Source organism: Paraburkholderia sejongensis, from assembly GCF_020880815.1.
GTDB classification, from domain to species: domain Bacteria; phylum Pseudomonadota; class Gammaproteobacteria; order Burkholderiales; family Burkholderiaceae; genus Paraburkholderia; species Paraburkholderia sejongensis.
This window is the reverse complement of the sequence record NZ_JAJITD010000005.1, coordinates 302,537-328,386: the sequence shown is the minus strand read 5'-3', so window position 1 is coordinate 328,386 and position 25,850 is coordinate 302,537. Positions and strand designations below refer to the sequence as shown.

The following is a 25,850-nucleotide window of genomic DNA, read 5'->3' as shown; positions in this document are numbered from 1 at the left end:
TATTAGTCGGGAAGCGCGGTTACTCGGCCATCGGGCCCTGATCGGGGCGACCGGGCAGCTGTTCGTACAGCACCGCGCCGTCGTCGCCGTCGAAACGCTCGACGTAATTGCGCGCGCCGCACAGCGGGCAGCGGAACAGCAGCCCCTGGCCTTCGTTCTTGATGACGACGTCGGATTGCTCCCACTGCGCGCCGCAGGACTGGTTTCTACAGGTGAACACGTTGATTCTCCAACTGGAATGCTTTCGATAATCGGGTGGCAAGGCCGCATGCGCGGTCTTGCCTTGTTTGGGGTAACTGCTGCTACAGGTCACGGACCGACGAGTTCTTCAGGCGCTTGAACGCGGTGGAACACAAAGCGGCCCACGGCTCGCGATGCCCACGGTGACGCCCGCCCAGCTTCAGCCCAGGTGCGTATGCCGGGGACGCGGCACGGCCACATCCATGTCGGTCAGGCCGTGGACGATCCCGCAGTCCTCGACCTGATGCTCGCCGTGACATTGGTCGCGCAGCGTGGTCAGTTGCGCTTTCAGCTGTTGCAGTTCTTCGATGCGCGTGTCGACGTGAGCGATGTGCTCGTCGATCAGCGCGTTGATGCCGCCGCAGCCGTTCTCCGGCGCGTCGGTCAGACGCAGCAATGCGCGGATTTCGTCGTGGGTCATGTCGAGCGCGCGGCAGTTGCGGATGAAACGCAGGCGCTCGACGTGTCTGGCCGTGTAACTGCGGTAATTGGCTTCGGTGCGCTCCGCCTCGGGCAGCAGGCGCTCTTTTTCGTAGAAACGGATGGTTTCCGTCGTGCAATGGGCGATTTTCGCCAGTTCGCCGATCTTCATAAACCTTTCCTCCACGCGGCCTTGACCTTGTAGTGGCTTCAAGGTGTTTACTAGACCACAAATTGCACGAGGAAGCCACTATGCCTGATGTTCGCCGCCCCGAAGTTGAACGCCTGGAAACGGGGGAAAGTTGCGCGCTGGGGGATGGTCACGCGCATGGACACGAGCACGGCTGCGGCCACGATCACAGCCATTCGGGCCACGATCACGGCCAATGTGACCACGAACCCCGCCGCTCCGGCCACGACCACAGCCACGCCGGCCACGACCACGCCGCGGGCGACTGTTGCGGCGCCTCCTCCGCCGCGCCGATCGCGCTCGCGCTGCCCCGCTCCGAAGCGGTCGGCGACGATCTGCGCACCGCGATCCGCATCATGCAGATGGACTGCCCGACCGAGGAAGCGCTGATCCGCAAGAAGCTCGGCCGCATGCCGGCTGTGCGCAGCATGGATTTCAACCTGATCCAGCGAGTGCTGACCGTGGTTCACGCGTCCGATGCGCTCGATTCGGTGCTGGCCGCGCTACGCTCGCTCGACTTCACACCCGAAGTGGGCACCGGCACCGCCGATGCGTCCGGCGCGCCCTCCGCCGTCTCCAGTGCGCCGTCGAAGCCGTGGTGGCCGCTGATCGTCGCCGCCGTCGTCGCGGCGGGCTCAGAGGCTGCCGGCTGGCTCGGCGCGCCCGCCTGGGTGGTCGCGGGTCTGGCGATCGTCGCGATCGCCTCCTGCGGGCTCACGACCTATCGCAAAGGTTGGCTCGCGCTGCGCAACCTGAATTTGAACATCAACGCGTTGATGAGCATCGCGGTGACCGGCGCGGCGCTGCTCGGCCAGTGGCCCGAAGCGGCGATGGTGATGGTGCTGTTCACGATCGCCGAATTGATCGAGGCGAAATCGCTCGACCGCGCGCGCAATGCGATCGAAGGGCTGATGCGGCTCACGCCTGAACACGCGAGCGTGCAGCAGCGCGACGGCGCGTGGTCATCCGTGCGGGTCGATACGGTCCCGCCCGGCGCGCTGGTTCGTGTGAAGCCGGGCGAGCGGATCGCGCTCGATGGCGAGATCGTCGCGGGCCGGTCGAGCGTCGATCAGGCGCCGATCACCGGCGAAAGTCTGCCGATCGATAAAGCCGTCGGCGACGCCGTGTTCGCCGGCACGATCAACCAGAGCGGCTCGTTCGACTATCGGGTGACGGCCGCGGCGGGCAATACGACGCTCGCGCGGATCATTCACGCGGTCGAGGAAGCGCAGGGGTCGAAGGCGCCGACGCAGCGCTTCGTCGATCAATTCGCGCGCGTTTATACGCCGATCGTGTTTGCGGTCGCGCTCGCGGTTGCGTTGCTGCCGCCGCTGCTGTTCGGCGGGGCGTGGCATGAATGGGTCTACAAGGCGCTGGTGCTGCTGGTGATCGCGTGTCCGTGCGCGCTGGTGATTTCGACGCCGGTGACGATCGTCAGCGGGCTTGCGGCCGCCGCGCGCAAGGGGATTCTGATCAAGGGCGGCGTTTACCTCGAACAGGGCCGCAAGCTGAGCCGGCTCGCGCTCGATAAGACCGGGACGATTACGCATGGCAAGCCGGTGTTGGTGGGATTCGAGGTGGTTGAGGTTGCTGCTGGCGCAGGTGCGGAGGCGGATAACTACCGCACGCTCGCCGCCAGCCTCGCGGGCCGCTCCGATCATCCGGTATCGATGGCGATCGCAACAGCCGCCGACAACGACGGCATCGAACACCTGCACGTCGATGCATTCGAAGCGTTGGCGGGCCGCGGCGTGCGCGGCGACATCGACGGCACTGGCTACTGGCTCGGCAATCATCGGCTAATCGAAGAACTCGGCCGCTGCTCGCCGCAACTCGAAACGCGCCTCGATGCGCTCGAACAGCAAGGCCAAACCGTCGTGATGCTCGCCGACGCGCAACGCGTTCTGGCGCTGTTCGCGGTCGCCGACACGGTGAAGGATACGAGCCGCGCCGCGGTCGCCGAGTTGCGCCGGCTCGGCGTCGGCACCGCGATGCTGACCGGCGACAACCGCCACACCGCCGACGCGATCGCGCGGCAGGTCGGTGTCGATGAAGCGCGCGGCGATCAGTTGCCGGAAGACAAACTCGAGGTCGTGGCTGGATGGTCGGCCGATGGCGCGACGGTCGGGATGGTCGGCGACGGCATCAACGATGCGCCCGCGCTCGCGCGCGCCGACATCGGCTTCGCGATGGGCGCGATGGGCACCGGTACCGCGATCGAAACCGCCGACGTCGCGCTGATGGACGACGACCTGCGCAAGGTCCCAGCGTTCATCCGGCTCTCGAAAGCGACGCATGCGGTGCTGGTGCAGAACATCGCCCTCGCGCTCGGAATCAAGAGCGTGTTTCTCGTGCTGACGCTGATGGGCCTCGGCACGATGTGGATGGCGGTGTTTGCGGATGTCGGCGCGAGTTTGCTGGTAGTGGGCAATGGGTTGAGGTTGTTGCGGAAGTAAACGCGGGCGACGTTTACGGCGTCGCCTTCTTCGCGTCTGGAGCCGGCGGCTCGCTGTCCAACGCCGGTGTTGTCGAGACGCTTTCCAGCAACGCGTCGCTATCGTCTTTCAAGCCGACACCGGTGAGCCCTAGCTTGCGCGCCTGCGTAAGCAGATAGTGCAGCTTGTGCGCGGCCAACGGATAGTCGAGCCCTTCGGGACGCACGTTCGAAATGCAGTTGCGCTGCGCGTCGCTACAACCCGTTTTCGGCGCGTACGTGATGTAGATGCCCAGGCTATCCGGCGAACTCAAACCGGGCCGCTCGCCGATCAGCATCACGACGATCTTCGCGTTCAGCAATTCGCCGATTTCATCGCCGAGCGCGACGCGCGCCTGCCTCGCGACTATCACCGGGCCGATGTTCCAATCGCTGAGTTTCGGCCGCACTGCCAGCAGCAACGGAGTCGCCTGCTTCGATGCAGCGAACGCCGACAGACCATCGCCAATCACGAACACCACATCGTTGGCGTCCCCAGACGTTTGCCTTTGTGCGAGCGCCTGGCGGCTCTCGTCCGACAGCCGCCGCCCCAGATCCGGCCGCCGCAAATAATGCTCACGATCCGGCGCCGCGCTATGCACGTCGATCGATTCGAACCCTTGCGCCCGTAACGCTTCGTGCAGCGCCTGAGCATCGAGCGGATGATGCACCGCGTCGCGCGCCTGCGCATGCGCGAGATCGAACGCGAGCAACGGCGCGGTCGGCAGACTATTGCCCGCGCGGCCCAGTGCGATCCGCGCCTTGGTAAACCGCCGCAGCGCGTTCCACGGATCTTTATCGAGCGAGTCGTTCATGCGATGCCCATCCAGTCTTGCGCGCCTTCGAGCAGCGGTTGCTGCGCGGATGCGCCGAGCAACGCGCCGTTGGCATCGATGATCCGCATCGACTCCAGCCATTCCTCGAACTCGGGCGCGCGCCGCAAGCCGAGCACGTCGCGCACGTACAGCGCGTCATGGAACGAGGTGCTTTGATAGTTGAGCATCACGTCGTCGGCACCGGGCACGCCCATGATGAAATTGACGCCCGCGACGCCGAGCAGCGTCAGCAGATTGTCCATATCGTCCTGATCCGCTTCCGCGTGGTTGGTGTAGCAGATATCGCAGCCCATCGGCACGCCGAGCAGCTTGCCGCAGAAGTGATCCTCGAGACCCGCGCGGCTGATCTGCTTGCCGTCATACAGATACTCGGGGCCGATGAAACCGACCACCGTGTTCACCAGAAACGGCTTGAACTTGCGCGCGACCGCATACGCGCGCGCCTCGCAGGTCTGCTGATCGACGCCGAAATGCGCATCCGCCGACAACGCGCTGCCCTGCCCCGTTTCGAAATACATCAGGTTGTCGCCGACGCTGCCGCGCTTGAGCGACAACCCCGCCTCGTGCGCTTCCTTCAGGAGTGCCAGCGAAATGCCGAAGCTCGCGTTCGCTTTCTCGGTGCCCGCGATCGACTGAAACACCAGATCGACCGGCGCGCCTTTTTCGATCGCGGCGAGCGTGCTCGTCACGTGGGTGAGCACGCACGATTGCGTCGGCACCTGATAGCGCTGGCGGAATTCGTCGATCATCAGCAGCAGCTTCGTGATCGCGGCGAGATTGTCGCTCGCGGGATTGATGCCGATCAGCGCGTCGCCGCAGCCGTACATCAGGCCGTCGAGCATCGACGCGGCGATGCCTTTGACGTCGTCGGTCGGATGATTCGGCTGCAGACGCACCGACATGCGCCCCGGCATGCCAACCGTGTTGCGAAAGCGTGTGATCACCGGACGTTTACGCGCGGCCGCGATCAGGTCCTGGTTGCGCATCAGCTTCGAGACCGCCGCGACCATTTCCGGCGTGAGGCCCTGGGTGATGCGGGTGAGTGCGTCGGTGTCGGTCGAGCTGCTCAGCAGCCAGTTGCGGAACTCGCCGACGGTCAGATGCGCGATTTCGGCGAACGCCTGGGGCGAGTGATCGTCGATGATCAGGCGGGTGACTTCATCGCTCTCGTAGGGGATCAGCGCTTCGTTCAGGAAGGTGCGCAGCGGGACCTCGGCAAGCGCCATCTTCGCGGCGACGCGTTCTTCTTCAGTCGCCGAGGCGATGCCCGCGAGCTGATCGCCGGAACGCGGCGGACTGGCCTTCGCCAGCAGGGTCTTCAGATCGGCGAAGCGGTAGGTGCGGCTGCCGATCGACTCGGTGTAGCTCATGTTTGCGGCTCCATTGCTTCGCGGGGACGCGGGGGAATGGGGACTGGGGGTGGGTTGGGGACTGGGTGGGCTTCTTTCTGTGCTTGGGCGCTTCTGAGCTTCCGTGCTTGGGTGTGGATCACACGATAACGCCGAATGGCGGGGGTGTCATGGGGCTGAGGGTTTGCCGGTTTACCGGTGTGTCGGTTTACGGTGTCCCCGGCGCTGCGCCTGCCTGGATTCGGTCAGTTCGGGTTGTGAGGACCGCGCGTGCTCGCTGCATCAGCGCGTGCTCAATTCGTTTCGTTTGCTGACGGTCGGTCGGATCGGGAGGTTCGCACGATTTCGTAAACGGCGGCCTTGCTCGAGCGTGCTACTTTGTTTGCATGTTCAAGCGCCAATTTTTATCTGTCCAGTCATGATCGAATCGGTTCATCGGTGCGGCGTTTACGGCGGAATCGCGCGGCGGGCATCTCGCGAATGGTTCGATGCCGATTGCCGAGATCGCCGAGCGCTCGGGCTACAGCAGTTTGCAGTCCTTTTCGCGCACGTTTCGCGCGGTGTACGGAGTGCCGCCGGCGCAGTATCGCCGACAAGGCACGCATAGCCGGTTCCGGCCGGCGCTTTCAGGAGACGATCAAATGTCGATGATGCGTGAAGTGACGATTCGCTCTGTGGAGCCGATGGAGGTGGTGTCGGTCGATCACGTCGGGCCTTATATGCAGATCGGCAAGGCTTTCGATGCGTTGTTCGGGTGGCTCGGTAAACACAATCTGCTGGCTGGGGAGGTGCGGATGATCGGGCTGTTCTTCGATGATCCGGGGGTGGTCGAGGAGCAGAAGTTGAGGTCGAAGGCGGCGGTGTTGTTGCCGGGGCGGGTGATGGATGAGGTTCGATCGGCCGTGGCGGTTAACGCTCGCGATGGGGTTTCGGTGACGCGTATACGCGGTGGGGAGTATGCGGTGTTGCGGCACGTCGGGCCGTATAGCGATTTGCCGGCGGCTTATGAGTGGTTGTATGGGACGTGGCTTGTGCAGTCCGGACGGGAAGCGGCGGATGCGCCGGCGTTTGAAGAGTATTTGAATGATCCGAAGGAGACGGCGTCTGCGGAGCTGGTTACGGAGATTTGTTTGCCGTTGGGTTGACGCGGGTGCTTGCTCGCTTTTTCTTGGTTGCCTGGGTTGTTGTTTGGGGCGATGCGTGCGTATACGTTGCGCGGGACGTTAACGCTGCCTCTGGTTTTTATATTCTTTGTATACGTATACGTAGTAATAGTTAACAAGGCGCCCTGTTGTCTGTGGATAACTTCGAAGTTCGTTTGCAGATCAACAAGCTGCCGAATCGATAACCCTTGGGAACGTGAGCGGACAGAGAGGCGGAGCCTGGGAGAATTTTGGGGCGGTTGGTATACGCGCCGGATTTGTTCAGGTTTCGCCCACAATTTGTTGGGGCTGTTTTACAGGAGTTATTAAGAGGGGGGTGTGGATAACTTGGGGGCGACGGCGGGTGATTTGAGTTGCTGTTGGGTCGTGACGCCGCACTGTGGTGGTCGGCAAAGTTTTGAGTGAAAACATTGATTTAAGCCCTTGAAATAGGGCTTTTTGCGATACCTACAGTGGTATCTTGTTGATTCGCGCCCTTGGTTTTTGACGTGCAATTTCGCAGACGTTGGGCTTTGTTGCGAAAGGAATTCGGTGTCAGCCAATCTGGTAATGAACCGTGGCGACGAAGGTTTCAAACTGTGGCGCGGATGCCGGTGCAGCAGCGGATGGTTGTGCGCAATGTGCTTGCCGCGCTGATTTGCAAGAGCGAGGACGCCAACCAACTGCGTCTGTCTGGCGTGACGTGATCCACAAGTTCCTCAAGGTCTCAGCTGCATTCCTCGGCGCCAACTACTGTAGCGAGACTCATAATGCGAGATTTTTGGTCCCGCCAGACAAGGCTCCGCCCGTCTTGAGAAGCAACGGGTGAGACTTTTAGAACCAACGGGTGAGATTTTTTTCCTCGCCGTCGAACCTGATAATCGTCTGGGACCGTCCTGACGGAAATCTCCCATCACCATCGCCCATCAGGGCGTGGGCGGGAAGCCCGCATCGGGGAGAATACAAAGATGAGTAAGAGGACTGTCGCGCCCCAGGAAACCGCGGGCGTCGCGGTTTAGCGAAGTAGTTACTGAGTCGTCTCCCTTCATGGCCGTCTCCAGCCGATGATTTCGCTAACTCGTCGTGGCATCCGCCCTCAGCTCATGCACCCCGCGCGGAGGGACCCATGAAACCGACCCGCCTTTGTCTTTCATGTGGCAACGCGTTCGTGCCGCTGCCGCATGTCCCACATCAGCGCTACTGCTCGATGGACGCCTGCCAGCGTGCTCGCCGGCGCGACTGGCAGAACCACCGGCTCCGCATCGACAGCGACTACCGCGACAACCAGGCCCGGGCTCAGGCGAGATGGCGCGCGGGACACTCTGGCTACTGGCGCGAATATCGGGACGCGCATCCAGCGTATCGGGAGCGCAACAGCAGCCTGCAGCGGACGCGCAACGCGCGACGCACGTTCAAGCCGATTGCAAAGATGGATGTCATCGGGCTCCCTCGCCCACTGGGCTCTGGCTTCTACGTGATGTGCCACGCGGATGATGCCGGCGCTGCAAAAATGGACGCGTGGACCGTCCACATCGCCGTCCTGTCTGCGCCGGCAGCGCCGCGCATATGATTGCAAAGAGATGACGTGATGGACATTGGCTTCGGGCCTGCTACCTTTGCCTTGTCACCGCTCGCTTTGGAACGCTACCGCCGGATGTGAAACCGCGGCGTTCGCGTTTGGGGCTCCCCTTGCGCCCGGTGCCTGCCGCGTGTCTGGGTCTGAGTTGCGGAGCGGAGAATGTCATTCAACAACGCGGGTGCAGCAGTCGTAGCCAGCTCCCTGGCCGGACGGGCAGCTGAGTACGTCCGCATGTCAACCGAACATCAGCAGTATTCGACCGAGAACCAACACGACCGGATTCGGGACTACGCATTTCGCCGCGGATTCGAAATCGTCCGCACCTATGCCGATGAGGGAAAAAGCGGTCTTCGCATCGACGGTCGCCACGCCCTCCAGAATCTCATCTCCGATGTTGCCAACGGCAAAGCCGATTTCTCCGTAATCCTCGTCTATGACGTGAGTCGCTGGGGGCGATTCCAGGATGCCGACGAGAGCGCGTATTACGAGTACATTTGCCGCCGCGCAGGCATCCAGGTGGCGTACTGCGCCGAGCAGTTCGAGAACGACGGCTCACCTGTCTCGACTATCGTGAAAGGGGTGAAGCGGGCAATGGCTGGCGAGTAGCCTCTGTCGCCCTGAACGACCCGAGGCTTTGATAGTGGCTTGCCGCGAATTGGCGGAATTAGCTCGACCAGCGCTTGAAGGTGAGTAACGTCGTTGCGGTGGGCGCCTGTCAGAGTCACCGCGAGCGGGGTGCCCTGCGCTTCGGTGATGAGATCGTGCTTTGAACCGGGTCGCGCGCGGTCTGTGGGATTCGGTCCTGTTTTGGCCTGAGTCAGGCTTGCGGAAGTTTCGACCGGGCACGCGCGCGGCATCACTCCTCCAAACGCTCCTGGGGAGTTTTCCAGCGCTTGAGATGCTCAAGAGCTGATCCCTCGTCGAACAATTCCCGAGCGGCCCGAAGACGGTCACTCAAAGTCTCTCGGACCGCAGGATCGAATTTTGACAAGTCCTTCTCTACGTCGGCAAGAAACTGTTCAATGTTGCGTGCCTCAGCCCACCGAGCAATGAACTGCAACAGATCTGCCTTGCTTTCTTTCAAGGCAGTCGCCGCCCGGCGTTCAGCCTCCTCCTTTAGTCGCTTTTGCCGCTCGACTTCCCACTCTCTTCTTTGTGCTTCTGCTCGGACTTCTGCCTCCGCAACAAGCCGAGCAATCTCGGTAGCTCCTTGCGCCAGTTCGCGAACGATTGATGGAATCAACTTCGTCAGATTCTCACCCTTGGCTTCCTTCCAATTTCTGATCCAATCGGTGTCTGGATATGGGGAGTAAGCCTGCAAGCAAATTCTTCCCGTTGGAAAATCAATGGCGGTCGTCCATGTATGATCGGCGCTATACCAACCTCCCTCCTGGTTGATGTCAACGTATTGCTCGCCATCCATCAGGTCGCGTAGTTCGCGACGGTCCTCTACAACCGCCTCGTAAAAAAACACGCGCACCCCCCGTTTCCCGCGCATCCACAAATACTTGCGCAGATACTCATTGGACATGCTCCACTTGATGTCCCGAGAGGACTCCCAGTGATAGCGTCCCGACACCTCCCCTTCCGCGACGGCAATCTCCGGGACGCCGAGGTCATCGTAGACAAGCCGCTGGGTGTCGTTTCCGATGCATCTCGGCGTCAGACCCAGCATCATCCACACTTTTTCCGCAAGGTTGTAGGAGTAAAACGACCCACTCCCCCACGCGGCGATAATGTAGTCGTGGCCATCGAGGCTTGGCGAATAATTCCTGGATGCCCCTTTTTCACGGAGCACTGGGACCGAATGTGCGACCACGCCTTCACTGTTATCGATGAACGGCAAGGCTTGCCCATCGTCGTCGACAGCCGCCATGAGCATATGAAGGTATTCGCGGTTCGGTCCGTGAGGGTCATGGTCGTATGTCTGGCACACGTCGACTCTCACCCCGTGGCCAGTGCCCACGGCCGTCAGCAGGTCGTGAAGCCGACGTGGTAGAAGTTCGGCTGGTATGGGGAAATCGCGCAGATAGTCAAACATCGCCAGTACCTCCGTTCTTGACCGACTCGTCAACAGTGCGGCCGCTGCGCTCGGGGTCGTGCCTTGTATTCGCCCGTTCTTGTCATGAAGCTGATTACCCGCCAGTCATCGGCCCGTGGTCACCATCCTCCAAGACTATCAGACACCGACCACCTCGCCGACTCTTTCATGGGTCCGGGCTATTAACAAAAAAGACCCATAAGTTTCTCAACTTATGGGTCTTTTTTTCTCAGGTTATGCGGCTATCTACAACTACCCTCAAACATCAATATTCCCCGCCCTAAGCGCATTCGACTCAATGAAAGCCCGCCGCGGCTCCACATCATCCCCCATAAGGGTGGTGAAAATCCCATCAGCCGCAATAGCATCCTCAATCTGCACCCGAAGCAGCCGCCGCACAGTCGGATCCATAGTAGTTTCCCAAAGCTGCTCAGGATTCATCTCACCGAGACCCTTATAGCGCTGCTTGGACATATTCCGCTCAGCATCGGCAAGCAGCCACTTCATGGCACTCTTGAAGTCGGTAACAGCCATACTCCGCTCGCCGCGCTTGATAACAGCCCCAGCCCCAATCAAGCCCTTAAACGTATTAGCCGTATTAACAAGCTGCTGATAATCCGCGGTCAACTGAAAATCTTCATCGATCACAGAAATCTTCTGATTGCCATGATGCGTACGCGCGACGCGCAGCGAGCGCAGCTCCCGCACCGGGTCATACATTGTCGTAACGTAAACCTCAGGCTTCAGCGCGTCATCCCGCAGCTTCGCCTCGAGCGCGCGAGCCGAAGCCTCGGCCGCCTGCTCGCTGGACAGGTCGACAGCGACACCGTCCATCACCGCCTCGAGCGCACCCGCGTCATACAGCCGGCTCAACCGGTCCACCACCGCCTGCGCCAGCAGATAAGCCCGCGCGAGCTCACCCAGCGCATCGCCGGTAATCGGCGTCGCGCCTTCACCCGACACCAGCTCCGAGCCCTGCAGCGCCAGCCGCAGAATATGCGCGTTCACCTCCGACTCATCCTTCAGATACCGCTCGTCCTTACCCGCCTTGATCTTGTACAGCGGCGGCTGCGCGATATAGATGTAGCCGCGCTCGATCATCTCCGGCATCTGCCGGTAGAAGAACGTCAGCAACAGGGTCCGGATGTGCGCGCCATCGACGTCAGCATCGGTCATGATGATGATGCGGTGATAGCGCAGCTTGTCGAGGTTGTAGTCTTCCTTGCCGATTCCGCAGCCGAGCGCGGTGATCAGCGTGACGATCTGCTCGGACGACAGCAGCTTGTCGTAGCGCGCCTTCTCGACGTTCAGGACCTTGCCGCGCAGCGGCAGGATCGCCTGAAACTTCCGGTCACGCCCCTGCTTGGCCGAGCCACCCGCCGAGTCGCCCTCGACGATATAGATCTCCGACTTCGCCGGATCCTTCTCCTGGCAGTCCGCGAGCTTGCCCGGCAGACCGACGCCGTCGAGCACGCCCTTGCGGCGCGTCATCTCGCGCGCCTTGCGGGCTGCGTCGCGCGCACGCGCCGCGTCGACGATCTTGCTGCAGATGATTTTCGCGTCGTTCGGCGTTTCGAGCAGGAATTCCTCGAGCGCCTTCGCGACCACCTCTTCCACCGGCGCGCGCACTTCCGACGACACCAGCTTGTCCTTCGTCTGTGAGCTGAACTTCGGCTCCGGCACCTTCACCGACAGCACGCACGACAGCCCTTCACGCATGTCGTCACCCGAGGTCTCGACCTTCGCCTTCTTCGCGACTTCGTGATCGGCGATGTACTTGTTCAGCACCCGCGTCATCGCCGCCCGCAGACCGGTGAGGTGCGTGCCGCCGTCGCGCTGCGGAATGTTGTTGGTGAAGCACAGCACGTTTTCGTTGTAACTGTCGTTCCACTGCATCGCCACTTCCACGCCGACGCCGTCTTTCTCGCCGATGATGTGGAAAATAGTTGGGTGCAGCACGGTCTTGTTCTTGTTGATGTACTCGACAAAGCCCTTTACGCCGCCGACGAACGCGAAATCCTCTTCCTTGCCCGAGCGCTGATCCAGCAAACGGATCCGCACGCCGTTATTGAGGAACGACAGTTCGCGAATCCGCTTCGCCAGAATGTCGTAGTGGTATTCGACGTTGCCGAAGATCGTCTCGTCGGCCATGAAATGCACTTCGGTGCCGCGGTTTTCGGTGTCGCCGGTCACCAGCATCGGCGAGGTCATCACGCCGTCGATCTCTTCGAGCACGCGGTTCTGCGGCACGCCACGGTGAAATTCCATGAAGTGCTTCTTGCCGTCGCGGCGCACAGTCAGGCGCAACCACGCGGACAGCGCGTTCACGCACGACACGCCCACGCCGTGCAGGCCGCCCGATACCTTGTAGCTGTTCTGGTCGAACTTGCCACCGGCGTGCAGCTCGGTCATCACGATTTCGGCGGCGCTGCGCTTCGGATCGTGCTTGTCGTCCATCTTCAGGCCGGTCGGCACGCCGCGGCCGTTGTCGGTGATCGAGATCGAGTTGTCCGCGTGGATGATCACCTGGATGTCGTTGCAATGCCCGGCGAGCGCTTCGTCGATCGAGTTGTCGAGCACTTCGAACACGAGGTGGTGCAAACCGGTGCCATCCGATGTATCCCCGATGTACATCCCAGGACGCTTGCGCACCGCCTCCAGACCTTCGAGGATCTGAATGGACGAGGCGCCGTAGCTGTTATCGGGCTGCGTATTGTTCGTTTCAGTCATGGATTTTTCCGGTTCTGCATTACTGCGAAGTTGCTGCTCTGGACTTTTCAAAACGCCATAAAAACGCCAAAGGGGCGCTGCGCCCCTTGGTGTTTTTCTTGGTGATAGACGCGTCAGATGCGCATCGGCATCACCACGTATTTGAATTCATCGTTCTCGGGAATCGTGATCAGTGCGCTGGAGCTGGCGTCGCCAAGGCTCACTTGCAGCATGTCGACCTTCAGGTTCGCGAGCACGTCGAGCAGGTACGTGACGTTGAACCCGATATCGACGCTGTCGCCGTCGTACGCGATTTCCAGTTCTTCCTGCGCCTCTTCCTGATCGGCGTTGGTCGACATGATCTTCAACTGGCCCGGCTCGACGATGCAGCGCACGCCCTTGAATTTGTCCGAGGTCAGAATCGCCGCGCGTTGCAGCGAGCGCTGCAGTTCTTCGCGGCCAATCAGGAATTTGTTCTTGTGCGACTTCGGAATCACGCGCTGGAAGTCGGGGAACTTGCCTTCCACGAGCTTCGAGACCAGTTCGACCTGGCCGAACGTGAACTTCACCTGGGTTTGCGCGATGTCGATCTTCAGCGTGTCGTCGATGTCTTCGAGCAGGCGCTGCAGTTCGAGAATCGTCTTGCGCGGAATGATCACTTCCTGGCGCGCGAACGAGCCTTCGATCTTCATCGACGAAAACGCCAGACGGTGGCCGTCGGTCGCGACCGCCATCAGCTGGTCGCCGTCCACCACCAGCAGCATGCCGTTCAGGTAGTAGCGGATGTCCTGCTGGGCCATCGAGAAATGGACCATGCCGAGCAGCTGGCGGAACGTCTTTTGCGGAACCACGAGGCTCGCGCCGTAGTCTTTAGCCTGTGCGACGGTCGGGAACTCGTCCGCGGCGAGCGTTTGGAGCGCGAAGCGGCTCTTGCCGGACTGCACGGTCAGGCGCTTGTCGTTCAACGTGAGCGTGACCTGCCCGTCGGGCATCGCGCGCAGAATGTCGAGGAGCTTGCGGGCCGCCACCGTGGTTGCAACCGAGTCGTTGCCGACGCCGAAGTCGGCGCGCGTGGTGATCTGCAACTCGAGGTCGGTCGACAGGAACGACACATCGGGGCCGTTCTTGGTGATCAGCAAATTGGCGAGGATCGGCAGCGTATGGCGGCGTTCGACGATGCCGCTCACAGTTTGCAGCGGCCTGAGGAGGTTATCGCGTTCGGTCTTGACCAGTTGCATAAGGTTCCTTCGTTGATATAACGGCCTGCACGCCTTGCGGGACAAGCGCTCCAGCGTGCAGCCGCGGCTCCCCGCCGGCGCCACGCTAGCGCCCGACACGGCGTGAAAATCCGCCCGCGGCCGCCGGGCGGTTAAACCTGTATTGTGCCTGAAAACGGGACCGCCTCACTAAATTGGGGGCGAGTTCGGGAATAAACAGGTCGATTTTGCGGTGCGGAATCGGGGTGGCTGGCGGTTCTTGCCGGCACTGCGAAGTCCGGCGCGATCGGCGGCGGATCTGAAGCGCCGCTTTCGATCAGCCTTCCCTCGCATTTCGCCACTTTCGCCCGGACTCCTATCCGGTTCAGGCGCTCGTCGCGCCGCCCGATCCCGCTGCCCTTCCTGCTTCGCTCTCTCGCTTCGCCGGCCTTTTTCTCGCCAACTCCCGCTAATTCCGCGGCTTCCCCGTTACCCCTTCAGCGTCTGCTCCAGCACATGCAGCTCGTGGTTCAGCTGCGCGTCCTTGCTGCGCTCGTCGGCGATCTTGCGCACCGCGTGCAGCACCGTCGTGTGGTCGCGGCCGCCGAACAGCTCGCCGATTTCCGGCAGGCTCTTCTGCGTCAGTTCCTTGGCCAGATACATCGCGATCTGCCGCGGCCGCGCGATGTTCGCCGGACGCTTCTTCGAATACATATCCGCGACCTTGATGCTGTAGAAATCGGCAACGGTCTTCTGGATGTTTTCCACCGAAATCTGCCGGTTCTGCACCGTCAGCAGGTCTTTCAGCGCTTCCTTGGTCAGTTCGATCGTGATTTCGCGGCCGTGGAACTTCGAGTACGCGAGGATCTTGCGCAGCGCGCCTTCGAGTTCACGCACGTTCGAGCGCAGATGCTTGGCGACGAAGAACGCGACGTCCTCGTTCAGGCTCACGAATTCCGATTGCGCCTTGCGCATCAGAATCGCGACGCGCATTTCCAGCTCGGGCGGCTCGATCGCCACGGTCAGACCGGAGTCGAAGCGCGAGATCAGGCGGTCGTCGATACCCGAAATTTCCTTCGGATACGTATCGCTGGTGATGATCACCTGCGCCTTGTTCGCGACCAGCGCCTCGAACGCGTAGAAGAATTCCTCCTGCGTGCGCGACTTGCCGGAGAAGAACTGAATATCGTCGATCAGCAGCAGATCGAGCGAGTGGTAGTAGCGCTTGAAGTCGTCGAACGCCTTGCGCTGGTACGCCTTCACCACGTCCGACACGTACTGTTCCGCGTGGATATAGCGGATCCGGGCGCCGGGCTTGTCCATCAAGAGCTGGTTGCCGATCGCGTGAATCAGGTGGGTCTTACCGAGACCCACGCCGCCATACAGGAACAGCGGGTTGTACGAAATGCCCGGGTTATCGGCGACCTGGATCGCCGCGGCGCGCGCGAGCTGGTTCGCCTTACCGGTCACGAAGTTATCGAAGGTCAGCACCGGGTTCAGCTTCGAGCGCTCGTACATCGAGTCGCTCTCGCCGGCTGCTGGCGCGCCCGCGCCCTGGCCGGGCCGCCACGTGCGCCGCGCGGCGGCGGCTTCGTTGGCGTCGAGGCTCGGCAAGTCGAGGTCGGCGGCGTCATCGGCCGCGGCGCGTGCGTTCGCGTGTTGTGCGGCCGCGGCTGCCGCGGCTGCGGCCGGATTCGCGCGCGCAAAATGAGCAGCCTGCACCGCGCCGACCGCAGCATCGACGGCAGCCGAGCCACCCGCGTGGTGACCCTGGGGAGCCGCCGACGCCGCGCGCACCGGCGCTGGAGCCGGCGCGGCTGCAGGGCCGCGCATGCCGGCTTTCGGATCCAGCACGAATTGCACGTCGATCGGGGCTTGCCAGAAATCGCGGGCCATATCCGCGATGCGGCCGGAGAACTGGCTCTTGACCCAGTCGAGCTTGAAGCGGTTCGGCGCGGCGATGCTCAACGTGTTCGCATCGGCGTCGAAGGCGACCGGGGCCAATGGTTTGATCCACGTCACGTACTGCTGGGGCGTAAGCTCACGCTCTAGCAATGCGGAACAGTGTTGCCAGAATTCGTTCATCAAGATGCTGTCGTTATGGTGTGCACGGGGCTCGCCGCTGCCCCTGTCGCGAGCGCGCAACAAGGCCCTGAGCAGCCAGGCGTAAACGCCCCAGGCGCTTGTGCCACAAGGGTTTGCGGGACAAACGTGCCGGAGCGACGTGCAATATTTTTGGGAAGTAAGGCGAGATTCTAACGCCAAAACGGAGTCGCCAGTGAGTTATCCACAGGGACCGATCACCTGCCCGGACAGATGCGCGCGCTTCCCGATCCAGGCTAAACTATTGACGGCCAACGAAAAACCAGCTTAAATAGCGGGTTCCGCGAAAACCAATTTCAGTAAACCACCGGCCATTGCGCTTTCAGCGATGATCGCGCGGTTTTTTTCGATCAAGTGAGAGCAACATGAAACGTACTTACCAACCTTCCGTTACCCGTCGCAAGCGCACCCACGGCTTTCGCGTTCGCATGAAGACCGCTGGCGGCCGCAAGGTCATCAACGCACGTCGCGCGAAGGGCCGCAAGCGCCTCGCGATCTAAGGCGAGCGGATTGCGCGCTGTGACCGAAGCCCGCGGCGAAGCGGGAACGGCCGGGGCGCAGCAACCGGGCTCGGTTCCGTTGCCAGCGCAAGCCGCCTTCCCCAAAGCCGCAAGGCTGCTAAAAACGGATGAATTTTCATCCGTTTTTCGTTTGCGGCCCTGGCGCCGTACCGCGCACTTCGTTGTGTACGGGCGGCCCACCGGCAATGAGGCGCGACTCGGCCTCGTGATCGGCAAGAAGTATGCGCCGCGCGCGGCCACGCGAAATCTGGTGCGCCGGATCGCGCGCGAGTCGTTCCGGCTGCGGCGCGCCGAATTCGGCGGTTGGGATGTGCTGCTGCGTCTGCATACGCGGTTCGACAAAAAGGCTATGCCGAGTGCGTCGTCGCCGCCGTTGAAGGCGCTGTGCCGCAGCGAAATCGAGGCGTTGCTCGACAAGGCAGCGCGCGAAATTACCCGTCGTCAGGCGCCCCCCGCGGAGGCACCGAGGACGGAATGACGCAGGGATCGCCGCACCCTTCCGACGCAATTCATCCTGCGCCGGCAGCTTCCAGGGTGTGGACGTCGCCCGGTACTCCACGTTGTTGCGCGGCGCCCTCCGGCCGCACCTGCCATGCAAACGGTACTCTTCGCTTTATTGCGTTTTTACAAGCTCGCCATCAGCCCCATGCTTGGCGACCGGTGCCGTTTTTACCCTTCCTGTTCTGATTACGCGCGCGAGGCAATCCAGTATCATGGCGCCGCGCGCGGGACTTATCTCGCCGTGAGGCGTGTTTGCCGCTGTCACCCGTTTTCCGCGGGCGGCATCGATCTCGTCCCGCCACCCACTTCTGAAAAGCGCTGACGCGCCGTTCCATCGACACTGAGACAACGCATGGATATCAAACGCACCGTCCTATGGGTCATCTTTTTCATGTCAGCTGTCATGCTGTTCGACAACTGGCAACGCGACCACGGACGCCCGTCGATGTTCTTCCCGAGCACGACGCCGACCCAGACCACGGGCAGCGCCGCACCGGGAACCACGACGCCGGGAACCCAGCCGGCCGATCTGCCGGCCACCAACGCAGCAGCGCCCGGCAACGCGCCGGCCGCCACGCAATCGCAACTGGTCAAGTTCAGCACCGACGTCTATAGCGGCGAAATCGACACCCGCGGCGGCACGGTATCGCGCCTGTCGCTGCTGAAGGAAGGCGACGGCAAGCAGCCGGATCTCGTGATCACGCTGTTCGACCGCACCAACAATCACACCTATCTCGCCCGCACGGGCCTGCTCGGTGGCGATTTCCCGAATCACAACGACGTCTTCACGCTGATGCCGAATCAGCCGACCCAGTTGGCGGACGGTCAGAACTCGTTCCAGATGAGCTTCGAGTCGCCGGAAAAGGGCGGTCTGAAAGTCATCAAGACGTATACGTTCACGCGCGGCAGCTATGTGATCGGCGTCGAGACGAAGGTGCAGAACGTCGGCACCACGGCGGTGACGCCGCAGGTCTATATGGAACTCGTGCGCGACGACCAGCCGGTCGAAACGCCGCGTTTCTCGCACACGTTCATCGGCCCGGCTGTGTATACGAACGAGCATCACTTCCAGAAGATGACGTTCAGCGACCTCGACAAGAACAAGGAAGATTTCGCGAAGACGGCCAACGACGGCTGGGTCGCGATGGTCCAGCACTACTTCGCAACCGCGTGGATTCCGCAGGACGGCGTGAAGCGTGACTACTACGCCGAGAAGATCGATCCGTCGCTGTATCGCGTGGGTTTGAAGCAGGCGCTGCCGACCATCCAGCCGGGTCAGACGGTTAGCGTCAGCGCGCGCCTGTTCGCCGGTCCGGAAGAAGAGAAGATGCTCGCCGGGATCGCCCCGGGCCTCGATCTGGTGAAGGACTACGGGATGGTCACGATCATCGCGAAGCCGCTGTTCTGGCTGCTGTCGAAGATCCACAGCTATGTCGGCAACTGGGGCTGGTCGATCGTGCTGCTCACGGTGCTGATCAAGGCGGTGTTCTTCCCGCTGTCGGCCGCGAGCTACAAGTCGATGGCGCGCATGAAGGTGATCACGCCGCGCATGCAGGCGCTGCGCGAGCGCTTCAAGGGCGATCCGCAGAAGATGAACGCGGCGCTGATGGAGCTGTACAAGACCGAGAAGGTCAATCCGTTCGGCGGCTGTCTGCCGGTGGTGATCCAGATTCCGGTGTTCATCTCGCTGTACTGGGTGTTGCTGTCGTCGGTGGAAATGCGCGGCGCACCGTGGATCTGGTGGATTCAGGATCTGTCGCAGCAGGACCCGTACTTCATCCTGCCGGTGCTGATGGCCGTGTCGATGTTCCTGCAGACCAAGCTGAACCCGACGCCGCCGGACCCGGTTCAAGCCAAGATGATGATGTTCATGCCGATCGCGTTCTCGGTGATGTTCTTCTTCTTCCCGGCCGGTCTGGTGCTGTACTACGTGGTGAATAACGTGCTGTCGATCGCGCAGCAGTACTACATCACGCGGATGATGGGCAAGTCGAAGGTCAAGCCGGCCTGAGACCCGGTCCCGCGCGGCGGCTCGTTTGATGGTCGCCGCGACGCACGCTGAAAACAAAAAGCCGCCCGGTGCGAACCGGGCGGCTTTTTTACTTGGTGCGGCTGAAATAGCGCGACGGCTCTCGCGTCAGCCGCGCGGTTGCTCTCAGTTGCTTACTCTTCGTCGGCGTCTTCGCCGTAGAAGCGCACGATCATTTCCTCGACCAGGGTCCGGTCTTTCGGCGTCAGCGACGCAATCTTCGACGCGAGTTCGATGGTTTCCGGCGTCGGCGGATATTTCTCGCCGCGTGCCATCGGCCGCGCATTGGTGCCGGGCGACGGTCCGTAATGTAGCCAGTGTTCGTTGACGTTCAACCACTCGGCGAGCGTGCGCAGCTTGTCGGGCTTCGGAATCGTCGTGCCCTTGAGCCACTTATGCGCGGTTTGCGGTGTCACTGGACGGTCGCCGTGGTAACGGAGATTGAACTGCTCGGAAAGTGCGGTTCCGCCGCGAATCTTCAGCGGCTCGAGCAGGTCGTTCAGCCTCTTGGCGAACGCAGCTTTTTCTTTGACGGTTGGCATGGGCCAGATTGTGCAATTCAACGTCGACACAGTTGACAACCAGTCAAGCGAGCATTTTGCTTATTTGAGATAGTTTTAGCTTGCAGAGCGCGCCGGGCAACGCATTGCCAGAAATCGATTTTTTTCATCTTTTTATTGACTGGCTTGCGTTTGCTCAAAGTGGAGTGCGTTTTGAGCGTGAGTCGATGGCGAAAATTGTGGTAGCAATCCTAGCTTGGATAGGATAAATCCTATTTAGTCCGAAAGCGTTTGGGCGTCGGCGGCGGCTGGATTGCGTCGGTTTCGAACGCGATTGCATTCGAGATACGCGCGTTACAATGCGTCGCGCCTGGGTCGCGGATGTTCGCGGCCGGTACCGCCCTCCTCCCCCTCGTGTTTTTGCCGGATTTCCATGCTTACGACCGACTCCGATCCCATCGTCGCCATTGCCACCGCGCCCGGCCGAGGGGGCATCGGCGTCGTGCGGATTTCATTCGGCCGCGCTGGCGAGGCGGCCGCGCAACCGCTGATGCAGGCGCTCACCGGTCAGACGCTCGCGCCGCGCCATGCGAGCTACGTGCCATTTCTCGACGCGAGCGGCAATCCGCTCGATCGCGGCATCGCGCTGTACTTTCCGGCGCCCCATTCGTATACAGGCGAGCACGTGCTGGAACTCCAGGGGCACGGCGGACCCGTCGTGCTGCAACTGGTGCTGCAACGCTGTATCGATGCGGGTCGCGCGTTCGGTCTGCGGCTTGCCGAGCCCGGTGAGTTCACGCGTCGCGCGTTTCTGAACGACAAGCTCGATCTCGCGCAGGCCGAAGCAGTCGCCGATCTGATCGAGGCGAGTACCGAGGCCGCCGCGCGTTCGGCCGGCCGCTCGCTCGACGGTGCGTTCTCACGCGACATTCACGCGCTGGTCGAAGAGGTGATCACGCTGCGGATGCTGGTCGAAGCGACGCTGGATTTTCCGGAGGAGGAGATCGACTTCCTGGAAGCCGCCGACGCGCGCGGCAAGCTCGCGCGGATTCGCGAGCGTCTCGCGCTCGTGCTGAGCGAGGCGCGCCAGGGCGCGTTGCTGCGCGAGGGCTTGTCGGTCGTGCTGGCGGGGCAGCCGAACGTCGGCAAGTCGTCGCTGCTCAATGCGCTGGCCGGCGCGGAGCTCGCGATCGTCACGCCGATCGCCGGCACCACGCGCGACAAGGTCGCGCAGACGATCCAGATCGAAGGCATTCCGCTGCACGTGATCGACACGGCCGGGTTGCGCGAGACCGAGGACGAGGTCGAGAAGATCGGCATCGAACGTACGTGGGGCGAGATCGAGCGCGCGGACGTGGTGCTGCATCTGCTGGACGCGCGCACCGGCATGACCGCCGACGACGAAGCCATCGCCGCGCGTTTCCCGCGTGCAGTGCCGGTCGTGCGGGTGCTGAACAAAACCGATCTGACTGGGCTCGCGCCGGCGACCCAGGCGCTCGATGCGGATCTCGAACTCAGCGAGGTGCGGTTGTCGGCTAAACAGGGCGCAGGCGTGTCGCTGCTGCGCGACGAGTTGCTGCGCATCGCTGGATGGCAGGCAGGCGCGGAGAGCGTGTACCTCGCGCGCGAGCGGCATCTGATTGCGCTGCGCGCGGCCGAAGAACATCTGGCGACCGCCGCCGCACATGCGGAGCAAAACGCGCAGGCGCTCGATCTGTTCGCGGAGGAATTGCGGCTCGCGCAGGATCAACTGAACTCGATTACGGGGGAGTTCAGTTCGGATGATCTCCTCGGGGTGATTTTCAGCCGTTTTTGTATTGGGAAGTAAATCCGGACCTGAAGGTTTGCGCGGGAAGCCTGATTCATAAGGGCAATCGGCAAAATCACCGGTCGCCGCGACAATCCCGAAACCGCATTCTGCCTACCAAAAACTACTGGAAACTTTGGTACACAGCCAGCATAAGCATTTAAAATGCTGGCGAAGTCCGTACTCAAGGTCTCCCGCATGCCCCGCCTCGCCACTCCCCTCACCGAATCCCAGGTCCGCGCCCTCGAACCGCGCGCGACCCGTTACTGCGTCGCCGACGGCAACGGTCTCGTGATCGAGGTGATGACGACCGGCAGCAAAATCTGGCGCTTCCGCTACACGCTGAACGGCAAACGCCAGCCGCTCGCGACGATCGGCGACTACCGGATGATTTCACTGCGCGTCGCGCGCGCAAAAGCGCAGAAATACGCGGCGCTGGTCGCGCAGGGCATCTCGCCGGTCGCCACCGCGCGCCGCGACCGCGGCGCCGAGAGCAAGGCCGACGTGCTGCGCGAGGCCGCCGAGCTGTATCTGGCGACCGCGCTGGCCGGCAAATCCGACGAATACCGCCGCACCACCCGCCGCGCGCTCGACAAAGACGTACTGCCGGCAATCGGCAACAAGCCGATCGCCGCGGTCAGCGCCGACGACATCGTCGCGATCTGCGAACGCATCAAGCGGCGCGGCTCGCCGAAGATGGCCTTGCATACGCGCAACGTCGTCAAGCGCCTGTACGCATATCTGATCGCGCGCCAACTCGCGACGAGCAATCCCGCGCAGATCGTGCCCGCACGCTCGATCGCGACGTTCGACAGCCGCACCCGCGTGCTGTCCGGCGCCGAGATCGGCGTCACGCTGCATACGATCGACACCTCGAACATTCGCCGGCCGCTGAAGCTCGCACTGCACCTGCTCGTGCTGACGATGGCGCGCAAGTCCGACCTCGTCGACGCGAAGTGGGCCGAATTCGATTTGGAGCGGGCGCGCTGGACGATCCCCGCCGCGCGCCTGAACGCGCGCGAGCAAGCGCGCGCGGACCGCGTCGTCCACCTGTCGCGCCAGGCGCTCGCGCTGCTGCGCGAGTTGCAGCGCGACCGGGCCAGCGACAACTACCTGTTCCCGAGCGTGCGCGGCGACGACCGGCCGATCGCGAAAAGCACGCTGAACCAGGCGGTCAAGGCTCTCGGGCTCGACGTTGAGCACTTCGTGCTGCATGACTTCCGTCGCACTGCGGCGACGCATCTGCGCGAGTCGGCGCAGCAAGCGCAAGCGCTCGACACGACGCACAGCGAAGCCGCAGCCGAAGCCGAAACCGAAGCAACGGCTGAAGCCGCACGCCAGCATCACCTGCTCCAGAGTTGGGCGGACTTAGTCGATAGCCAGATAGAAGCCGCCCGGCACGCCGCGCGCGGGGCCGCCTGACGGCATCGTGATGGGTTTTGGCGGGATCCACGGGGCGCGCGGGCGCGACGGGCGGTTGGGTACACAGGACACAACGCTGTCGCCTTAAGACCAACCAGAAGAAGGAAAAACTACCGGAAAAACAGGTTTCGAAACCGGCTGTGAACGCGCCGAAGCCGCTTCAAGCAACCGCTTCACATCGTCGTTCTAGCCCCGCTTCCATCGCCTACACTGAGAGATGGATGCAAGCCGATACGGAGGTTCCGATGTCTGAATCGCTGCTCGCCTATTTGATGGGACCAGCCGTCATGATCGTGATCGGCCTGGCCATCTGGATGACGTCGCGCCATCGCGACCCGTCCCAGCCACCGAAGCTCGAGCGCTGGCTCGATACGCATTACGCGGAGTGGCTGCATCACAGGCATTAGCCAGTAGCCAAATTGAAAAAAGGCCGTCGCGTGAAGCGACGGCCTTTTTGTTTGCGCGCGGTTCGTTCGCAGCGCCTCAATCGATCACCAGCCCGGCTGCGGTTGCGGCGGCTGCGCGCAACCGTACTGTCCCGGCGGCGGCGCCGCGCAGGCGACATACGCGCGTCGGTAATCGTCGTAGCAATATCCGGGCGGCGGGGCCGTGTAAGCCGGCGCCTGCTGATATACCGGCTCCGCGTAGACCGGCTGTTGATAAGCGACCACCGGTGCCGGGTTCAGCACCGAACTGACCACCGCGCCGAGCACCGCGCCGCCGATCAGCGCGCCGACCACGTCGCCGCCGCCATGTCCGTGCGCGGACGCCTGGCCCGCCATCGTCAAACTACCCGCCATTACCAACGCTACTGCGATCTTTTTCATCTTTGGCTCCTGCCGTTCAGGCATGGAACGGATTTTGAGCCACCCGCGCGGAAATAGATGCTGCAGATGGTAACCGCTGATTAACTATGTAACAGTCGAATAACAACACTGCGATCGCTTCCGAGGCCGGTGATTGCCCGTAATGCGCGGGATTTTGCCTTCTCTTCCGTGCAAGACACCGTTGCTATCCATGTAGAATTCGCCGCTAGAACTATCGAATTTGTACGATGAACAAAAAGCTCCGATCCGACGATCCGGTCCAACGGGATCGATACGTGGGCGAGGCACGGTCAAGCAGGGGGCAGCGCGTGAAACAGTGGACCATCCGGCAACGGATTCTTTGCAGCTTCGGGATCGTGCTGATCGTGATGCTGGTCATGGCGGTCGTCACCTTCGAGCAACTGGGGGCGATCGATCGGGATGCGAAGAGCCAGCAGGACGACTCGATGCCCGGCCTGTATTACGCGACCGCGATGCGCGCGGCCTGGTTCGAGAACTACTCGACCACCCAGCGCCTGCTGTTCGTCGACACGGACGCCGATTCGATCAAGCGCGACATCGCGCGTCTGCAGGAAACCCAGCAGACTCTGCAAAAGCTCTTCAACGACTACGGCGCCACGGTGTTTCGCGCGTCCGACCGCGAACTGTTCAACGAATTCCGCCAGTTCCACGCGCAGTACACGCCGCTTCAGGCCACGCTGCTGGATAACCTGCCGGCTTCGCGGGAGAACGCCGCGCGCATCTTCAACAACCAGCTCACGCCGCTTTGGGAAAACGGCCGGCTGGCCGTGCGCAAGCTGGTCGAGGGCAACAAGGTCTATGCGGATCAGTCGGCCGAAAGCATCCGCAACTCGGTCGAGGCCACCCGCATCGTGCTGCTGGTGATGCTGCTGCTTGCCGCGATCGTCGCGGTGCTGGCCGGCTACTGGCTGCTGCGCGCGGTTACCGTGCCGATGGCGAAGGTGTTGCAGGTGGTCGACGTGATGCGCACGGGCGATCTGACCCAGCGTCTGCAACTGAACCGTTCCGACGAAATCGGCGCGCTCGAGTCGGGCTTCAACCGGATGACCGACGAGCTGACCGCGCTGGTCGGCCAGGCGCAGAAGTCGGCGGTGCAGGTGACCACGTCGGTGACCGAAATCGCCGCGACCTCGCGCGAACAGCAGGCCACCGCGAACGAAACCGCCGCCACCACCACCGAAATCGGCGCGACCTCGCGCGAAATCTTCGCGACCTCGCGCGACCTGCTGCGCACGATGAACGAGGTATCGGAGGTCGCGGGGCAGTCGGCCGCGCTCGCCGGCACCGGCCACGCGGGGCTCGCGCGCATGGAGGAAACCATGCGCCACGTGATGGAAGCGGCCGGCTCGGTCAACGCGAAACTCGCGATCCTCAACGAGAAGGCCAGCAACATCAACCAGGTCGTCGCGACGATCACCAAGGTCGCGGATCAGACCAATCTGCTGTCGCTGAACGCGGCGATCGAGGCGGAAAAGGCCGGCGAATACGGCCGCGGCTTCGCGGTCGTCGCGACCGAAATCCGCCGCCTCGCGGATCAAACCGCGGTCGCGACCTACGACATCGAGCAGATGGTCAAGGAAATCCAGTCGGCGGTCGCCGCCGGCGTGATGGGGATGGACAAGTTCTCAGAGGAAGTGCGCCGCGGCATGCACGACGTGCAGAACGTCGGCGGCCATCTGACCCAGATCATCGAGCAGGTGCAGCAGCTCGCGCCGCGTTTCTCGATGGTCAACGAAGGGATGCAGACCCAGGCGACCGGCGCCGAGCAGATCACCCAGGCGCTGACGCAGTTGTCGGAGGCCGCGCAGCAGACCGCCGAATCGCTGCGTCAGTCGACCCAGGCGATCGACGATCTGACTCACGTCGCCAATAGTCTGCGCACCGGCGTGTCGCGCTTCAAGGTCGCGGCATGACGGCGCCGCGCCGGTCGTCCGGTTCGTCGTC

The 25,850-nt window shown here is 62.4% G+C and carries 21 protein-coding genes and 2 pseudogenes; 12 read left to right on the top strand and 11 right to left on the bottom strand.

The genetic code is table 11. The features are described 5' to 3' along the window. Positions 1–19: 19 nt before the first annotated feature. Together LJ656_RS12320 and cadR are read right to left on the bottom strand one after the other, a co-directional pair. Complete coding sequence (locus tag LJ656_RS12320; RefSeq protein WP_075294746.1) at positions 20–220, bottom strand: hypothetical protein; 201 nt, start codon at positions 218–220, stop codon at positions 20–22. A 180-nt stretch (positions 221–400) separates the two neighbouring features. Continuing rightward, positions 401–832, bottom strand: a complete 432-nt coding sequence (gene cadR, locus LJ656_RS12315) for a Cd(II)/Pb(II)-responsive transcriptional regulator (protein WP_230509688.1) — start codon at positions 830–832, stop codon at positions 401–403. An 80-nt stretch (positions 833–912) separates the two neighbouring features. Here cadR and LJ656_RS12310 point away from each other — a divergent pair, with 80 nt between their 5' ends. Continuing rightward, on the top strand, positions 913–3,306 hold the full coding sequence (locus tag LJ656_RS12310) for a heavy metal translocating P-type ATPase (protein ID WP_230509687.1): 2,394 nt from the start codon (positions 913–915) through the stop codon (positions 3,304–3,306). 13 nt (positions 3,307–3,319) lie between these two features. On the opposite strand, the gene eutC is transcribed toward LJ656_RS12310, so the two are convergent. Together eutC and LJ656_RS12300 are read right to left on the bottom strand one after the other, a co-directional pair. Further along, a complete protein-coding gene (eutC, locus tag LJ656_RS12305; RefSeq protein ID WP_230509686.1) occupies positions 3,320–4,138 on the bottom strand; it encodes an ethanolamine ammonia-lyase subunit EutC in 819 nt (272 codons plus the stop codon). Continuing rightward, entirely contained in the window at positions 4,135–5,529 is a 1,395-nt protein-coding gene (locus LJ656_RS12300) for an ethanolamine ammonia-lyase subunit EutB (protein WP_230509685.1), read from the bottom strand. Before LJ656_RS12300 ends, eutC begins: the two co-directional genes overlap by 4 nt. Before the next feature lie 467 nt (positions 5,530–5,996). Between LJ656_RS12300 and LJ656_RS12295 the strand changes: the two genes are divergently transcribed. From LJ656_RS12295 to LJ656_RS12285, 3 genes and pseudogenes are all read left to right on the top strand, one after another. After that, positions 5,997–6,653 carry an AraC family transcriptional regulator gene (locus LJ656_RS12295; protein ID WP_230509684.1) on the top strand — a complete coding sequence of 219 codons (657 nt, stop codon included), beginning with the start codon at positions 5,997–5,999 and terminating at the stop codon, positions 6,651–6,653. A gap of 1,123 nt (positions 6,654–7,776) precedes the next feature. After that, entirely contained in the window at positions 7,777–8,220 is a 444-nt protein-coding gene (locus LJ656_RS12290; protein ID WP_230509683.1) for a hypothetical protein, read from the top strand. A 168-nt stretch (positions 8,221–8,388) separates the two neighbouring features. After that, positions 8,389–8,832, top strand: a pseudogene (locus LJ656_RS12285) (recombinase family protein); the annotation flags it as partial. On the opposite strand, the pseudogene LJ656_RS12280 reads toward LJ656_RS12285, so the two are convergent. The 5 genes and pseudogenes from LJ656_RS12280 to dnaA form a co-directional block, all read right to left on the bottom strand. Then, positions 8,832–9,038: pseudogene (locus LJ656_RS12280) on the bottom strand (transposase); the annotation flags it as partial. The pseudogenes LJ656_RS12285 and LJ656_RS12280 sit on opposite strands and share 1 nt — an antisense overlap. 47 nt (positions 9,039–9,085) lie before the next feature. Next, entirely contained in the window at positions 9,086–10,270 is a 1,185-nt protein-coding gene (locus tag LJ656_RS12275) for a hypothetical protein (RefSeq protein WP_230509682.1), read from the bottom strand. A 258-nt stretch (positions 10,271–10,528) separates the two neighbouring features. Continuing rightward, positions 10,529–13,000: a DNA topoisomerase (ATP-hydrolyzing) subunit B gene (gene gyrB, locus LJ656_RS12270; protein ID WP_230509681.1), complete on the bottom strand. Its 2,472-nt coding sequence runs from the start codon at positions 12,998–13,000 to the stop codon at positions 10,529–10,531. A gap of 113 nt (positions 13,001–13,113) precedes the next feature. Further along, complete coding sequence (gene dnaN / locus LJ656_RS12265; RefSeq protein WP_230509680.1) at positions 13,114–14,217, bottom strand: DNA polymerase III subunit beta; 1,104 nt, start codon at positions 14,215–14,217, stop codon at positions 13,114–13,116. A 447-nt stretch (positions 14,218–14,664) separates the two neighbouring features. Then, positions 14,665–16,260, bottom strand: a complete 1,596-nt coding sequence (gene dnaA, locus LJ656_RS12260; protein WP_230509679.1) for a chromosomal replication initiator protein DnaA — start codon at positions 16,258–16,260, stop codon at positions 14,665–14,667. Between the two features lie 383 nt (positions 16,261–16,643). On the opposite strand from dnaA, the gene rpmH reads away from it, so the two are divergent. The 4 genes from rpmH (at position 16,644) to yidC (ending at position 19,311) form a co-directional block, all read left to right on the top strand. Then, a complete protein-coding gene (gene rpmH, locus LJ656_RS12255) occupies positions 16,644–16,778 on the top strand; it encodes a 50S ribosomal protein L34 (RefSeq protein ID WP_004198824.1) in 135 nt (44 codons plus the stop codon). Between the two features lie 19 nt (positions 16,779–16,797). Then, positions 16,798–17,277 carry a ribonuclease P protein component gene (locus tag LJ656_RS12250; RefSeq protein WP_425605924.1) on the top strand — a complete coding sequence of 160 codons (480 nt, stop codon included), beginning with the start codon at positions 16,798–16,800 and terminating at the stop codon, positions 17,275–17,277. A 114-nt stretch (positions 17,278–17,391) separates the two neighbouring features. Further along, positions 17,392–17,622, top strand: coding sequence for a membrane protein insertion efficiency factor YidD (gene yidD, locus LJ656_RS12245; RefSeq protein ID WP_075294709.1), 231 nt, complete (start codon positions 17,392–17,394; stop codon positions 17,620–17,622). A gap of 30 nt (positions 17,623–17,652) precedes the next feature. After that, a complete protein-coding gene (gene yidC / locus LJ656_RS12240; RefSeq protein WP_230509677.1) occupies positions 17,653–19,311 on the top strand; it encodes a membrane protein insertase YidC in 1,659 nt (552 codons plus the stop codon). Positions 19,312–19,463: 152 nt separating this feature from the next. Here yidC and LJ656_RS12235 read toward each other — a convergent pair whose 3' ends face one another. After that, positions 19,464–19,871, bottom strand: coding sequence for an XRE family transcriptional regulator (locus LJ656_RS12235; RefSeq protein ID WP_230509676.1), 408 nt, complete (start codon positions 19,869–19,871; stop codon positions 19,464–19,466). 391 nt (positions 19,872–20,262) lie between these two features. On the opposite strand from LJ656_RS12235, the gene mnmE reads away from it, so the two are divergent. The 3 genes from mnmE to LJ656_RS12220 all read left to right on the top strand — a co-directional run bounded on the left by mnmE (position 20,263) and on the right by LJ656_RS12220 (position 23,465). After that, on the top strand, positions 20,263–21,657 hold the full coding sequence (gene mnmE, locus LJ656_RS12230; RefSeq protein ID WP_230509675.1) for a tRNA uridine-5-carboxymethylaminomethyl(34) synthesis GTPase MnmE: 1,395 nt from the start codon (positions 20,263–20,265) through the stop codon (positions 21,655–21,657). A 177-nt stretch (positions 21,658–21,834) separates the two neighbouring features. Next, positions 21,835–23,058 (top strand): tyrosine-type recombinase/integrase, encoded by a 1,224-nt coding sequence (locus LJ656_RS12225; protein ID WP_230509674.1) that lies wholly within the window; start codon positions 21,835–21,837, stop codon positions 23,056–23,058. Between the two features lie 245 nt (positions 23,059–23,303). Continuing rightward, the gene (locus LJ656_RS12220) at positions 23,304–23,465 is read left to right on the top strand and encodes a hypothetical protein (protein WP_178392095.1); all 162 of its coding nucleotides are present in this window, start codon (positions 23,304–23,306) and stop codon (positions 23,463–23,465) included. Between the two features lie 84 nt (positions 23,466–23,549). Here the strand turns inward: LJ656_RS12220 and LJ656_RS12215 are convergent, their stop codons facing one another. Continuing rightward, a complete protein-coding gene (locus LJ656_RS12215) occupies positions 23,550–23,885 on the bottom strand; it encodes an ecotin precursor (protein ID WP_230509673.1) in 336 nt (111 codons plus the stop codon). A gap of 227 nt (positions 23,886–24,112) precedes the next feature. Between LJ656_RS12215 and LJ656_RS12210 the strand changes: the two genes are divergently transcribed. Further along, entirely contained in the window at positions 24,113–25,819 is a 1,707-nt protein-coding gene (locus tag LJ656_RS12210) for a methyl-accepting chemotaxis protein (RefSeq protein WP_268998598.1), read from the top strand. The last annotated feature ends 31 nt before the right edge of the window (positions 25,820–25,850 follow it).

Bases quoted from the DNA above. Each gene is read 5' to 3' on its own strand.
- cadR (WP_230509688.1), bottom strand. From the start codon at position 832: ATGAAGATCGGCGAACTGGCGAAAATCGCCCATTGCACGACGGAAACC.
- LJ656_RS12310 (WP_230509687.1), top strand. From the start codon at position 913: ATGCCTGATGTTCGCCGCCCCGAAGTTGAACGCCTGGAAACGGGGGAA.
- eutC (WP_230509686.1), bottom strand. From the start codon at position 4,138: ATGAACGACTCGCTCGATAAAGATCCGTGGAACGCGCTGCGGCGGTTT.
- LJ656_RS12300 (WP_230509685.1), bottom strand. From the start codon at position 5,529: ATGAGCTACACCGAGTCGATCGGCAGCCGCACCTACCGCTTCGCCGAT.
- LJ656_RS12295 (WP_230509684.1), top strand. From the start codon at position 5,997: ATGCCGATTGCCGAGATCGCCGAGCGCTCGGGCTACAGCAGTTTGCAG.
- LJ656_RS12290 (WP_230509683.1), top strand. From the start codon at position 7,777: ATGAAACCGACCCGCCTTTGTCTTTCATGTGGCAACGCGTTCGTGCCG.
- LJ656_RS12275 (WP_230509682.1), bottom strand. From the start codon at position 10,270: ATGTTTGACTATCTGCGCGATTTCCCCATACCAGCCGAACTTCTACCA.
- gyrB (WP_230509681.1), bottom strand. From the start codon at position 13,000: ATGACTGAAACGAACAATACGCAGCCCGATAACAGCTACGGCGCCTCG.
- dnaN (WP_230509680.1), bottom strand. From the start codon at position 14,217: ATGCAACTGGTCAAGACCGAACGCGATAACCTCCTCAGGCCGCTGCAA.
- dnaA (WP_230509679.1), bottom strand. From the start codon at position 16,260: ATGAACGAATTCTGGCAACACTGTTCCGCATTGCTAGAGCGTGAGCTT.
- rpmH (WP_004198824.1), top strand. From the start codon at position 16,644: ATGAAACGTACTTACCAACCTTCCGTTACCCGTCGCAAGCGCACCCAC.
- yidD (WP_075294709.1), top strand. From the start codon at position 17,392: ATGCAAACGGTACTCTTCGCTTTATTGCGTTTTTACAAGCTCGCCATC.
- yidC (WP_230509677.1), top strand. From the start codon at position 17,653: ATGGATATCAAACGCACCGTCCTATGGGTCATCTTTTTCATGTCAGCT.
- LJ656_RS12235 (WP_230509676.1), bottom strand. From the start codon at position 19,871: ATGCCAACCGTCAAAGAAAAAGCTGCGTTCGCCAAGAGGCTGAACGAC.
- mnmE (WP_230509675.1), top strand. From the start codon at position 20,263: ATGCTTACGACCGACTCCGATCCCATCGTCGCCATTGCCACCGCGCCC.
- LJ656_RS12225 (WP_230509674.1), top strand. From the start codon at position 21,835: ATGCCCCGCCTCGCCACTCCCCTCACCGAATCCCAGGTCCGCGCCCTC.
- LJ656_RS12220 (WP_178392095.1), top strand. From the start codon at position 23,304: ATGTCTGAATCGCTGCTCGCCTATTTGATGGGACCAGCCGTCATGATC.
- LJ656_RS12215 (WP_230509673.1), bottom strand. From the start codon at position 23,885: ATGAAAAAGATCGCAGTAGCGTTGGTAATGGCGGGTAGTTTGACGATG.
- LJ656_RS12210 (WP_268998598.1), top strand. From the start codon at position 24,113: ATGAACAAAAAGCTCCGATCCGACGATCCGGTCCAACGGGATCGATAC.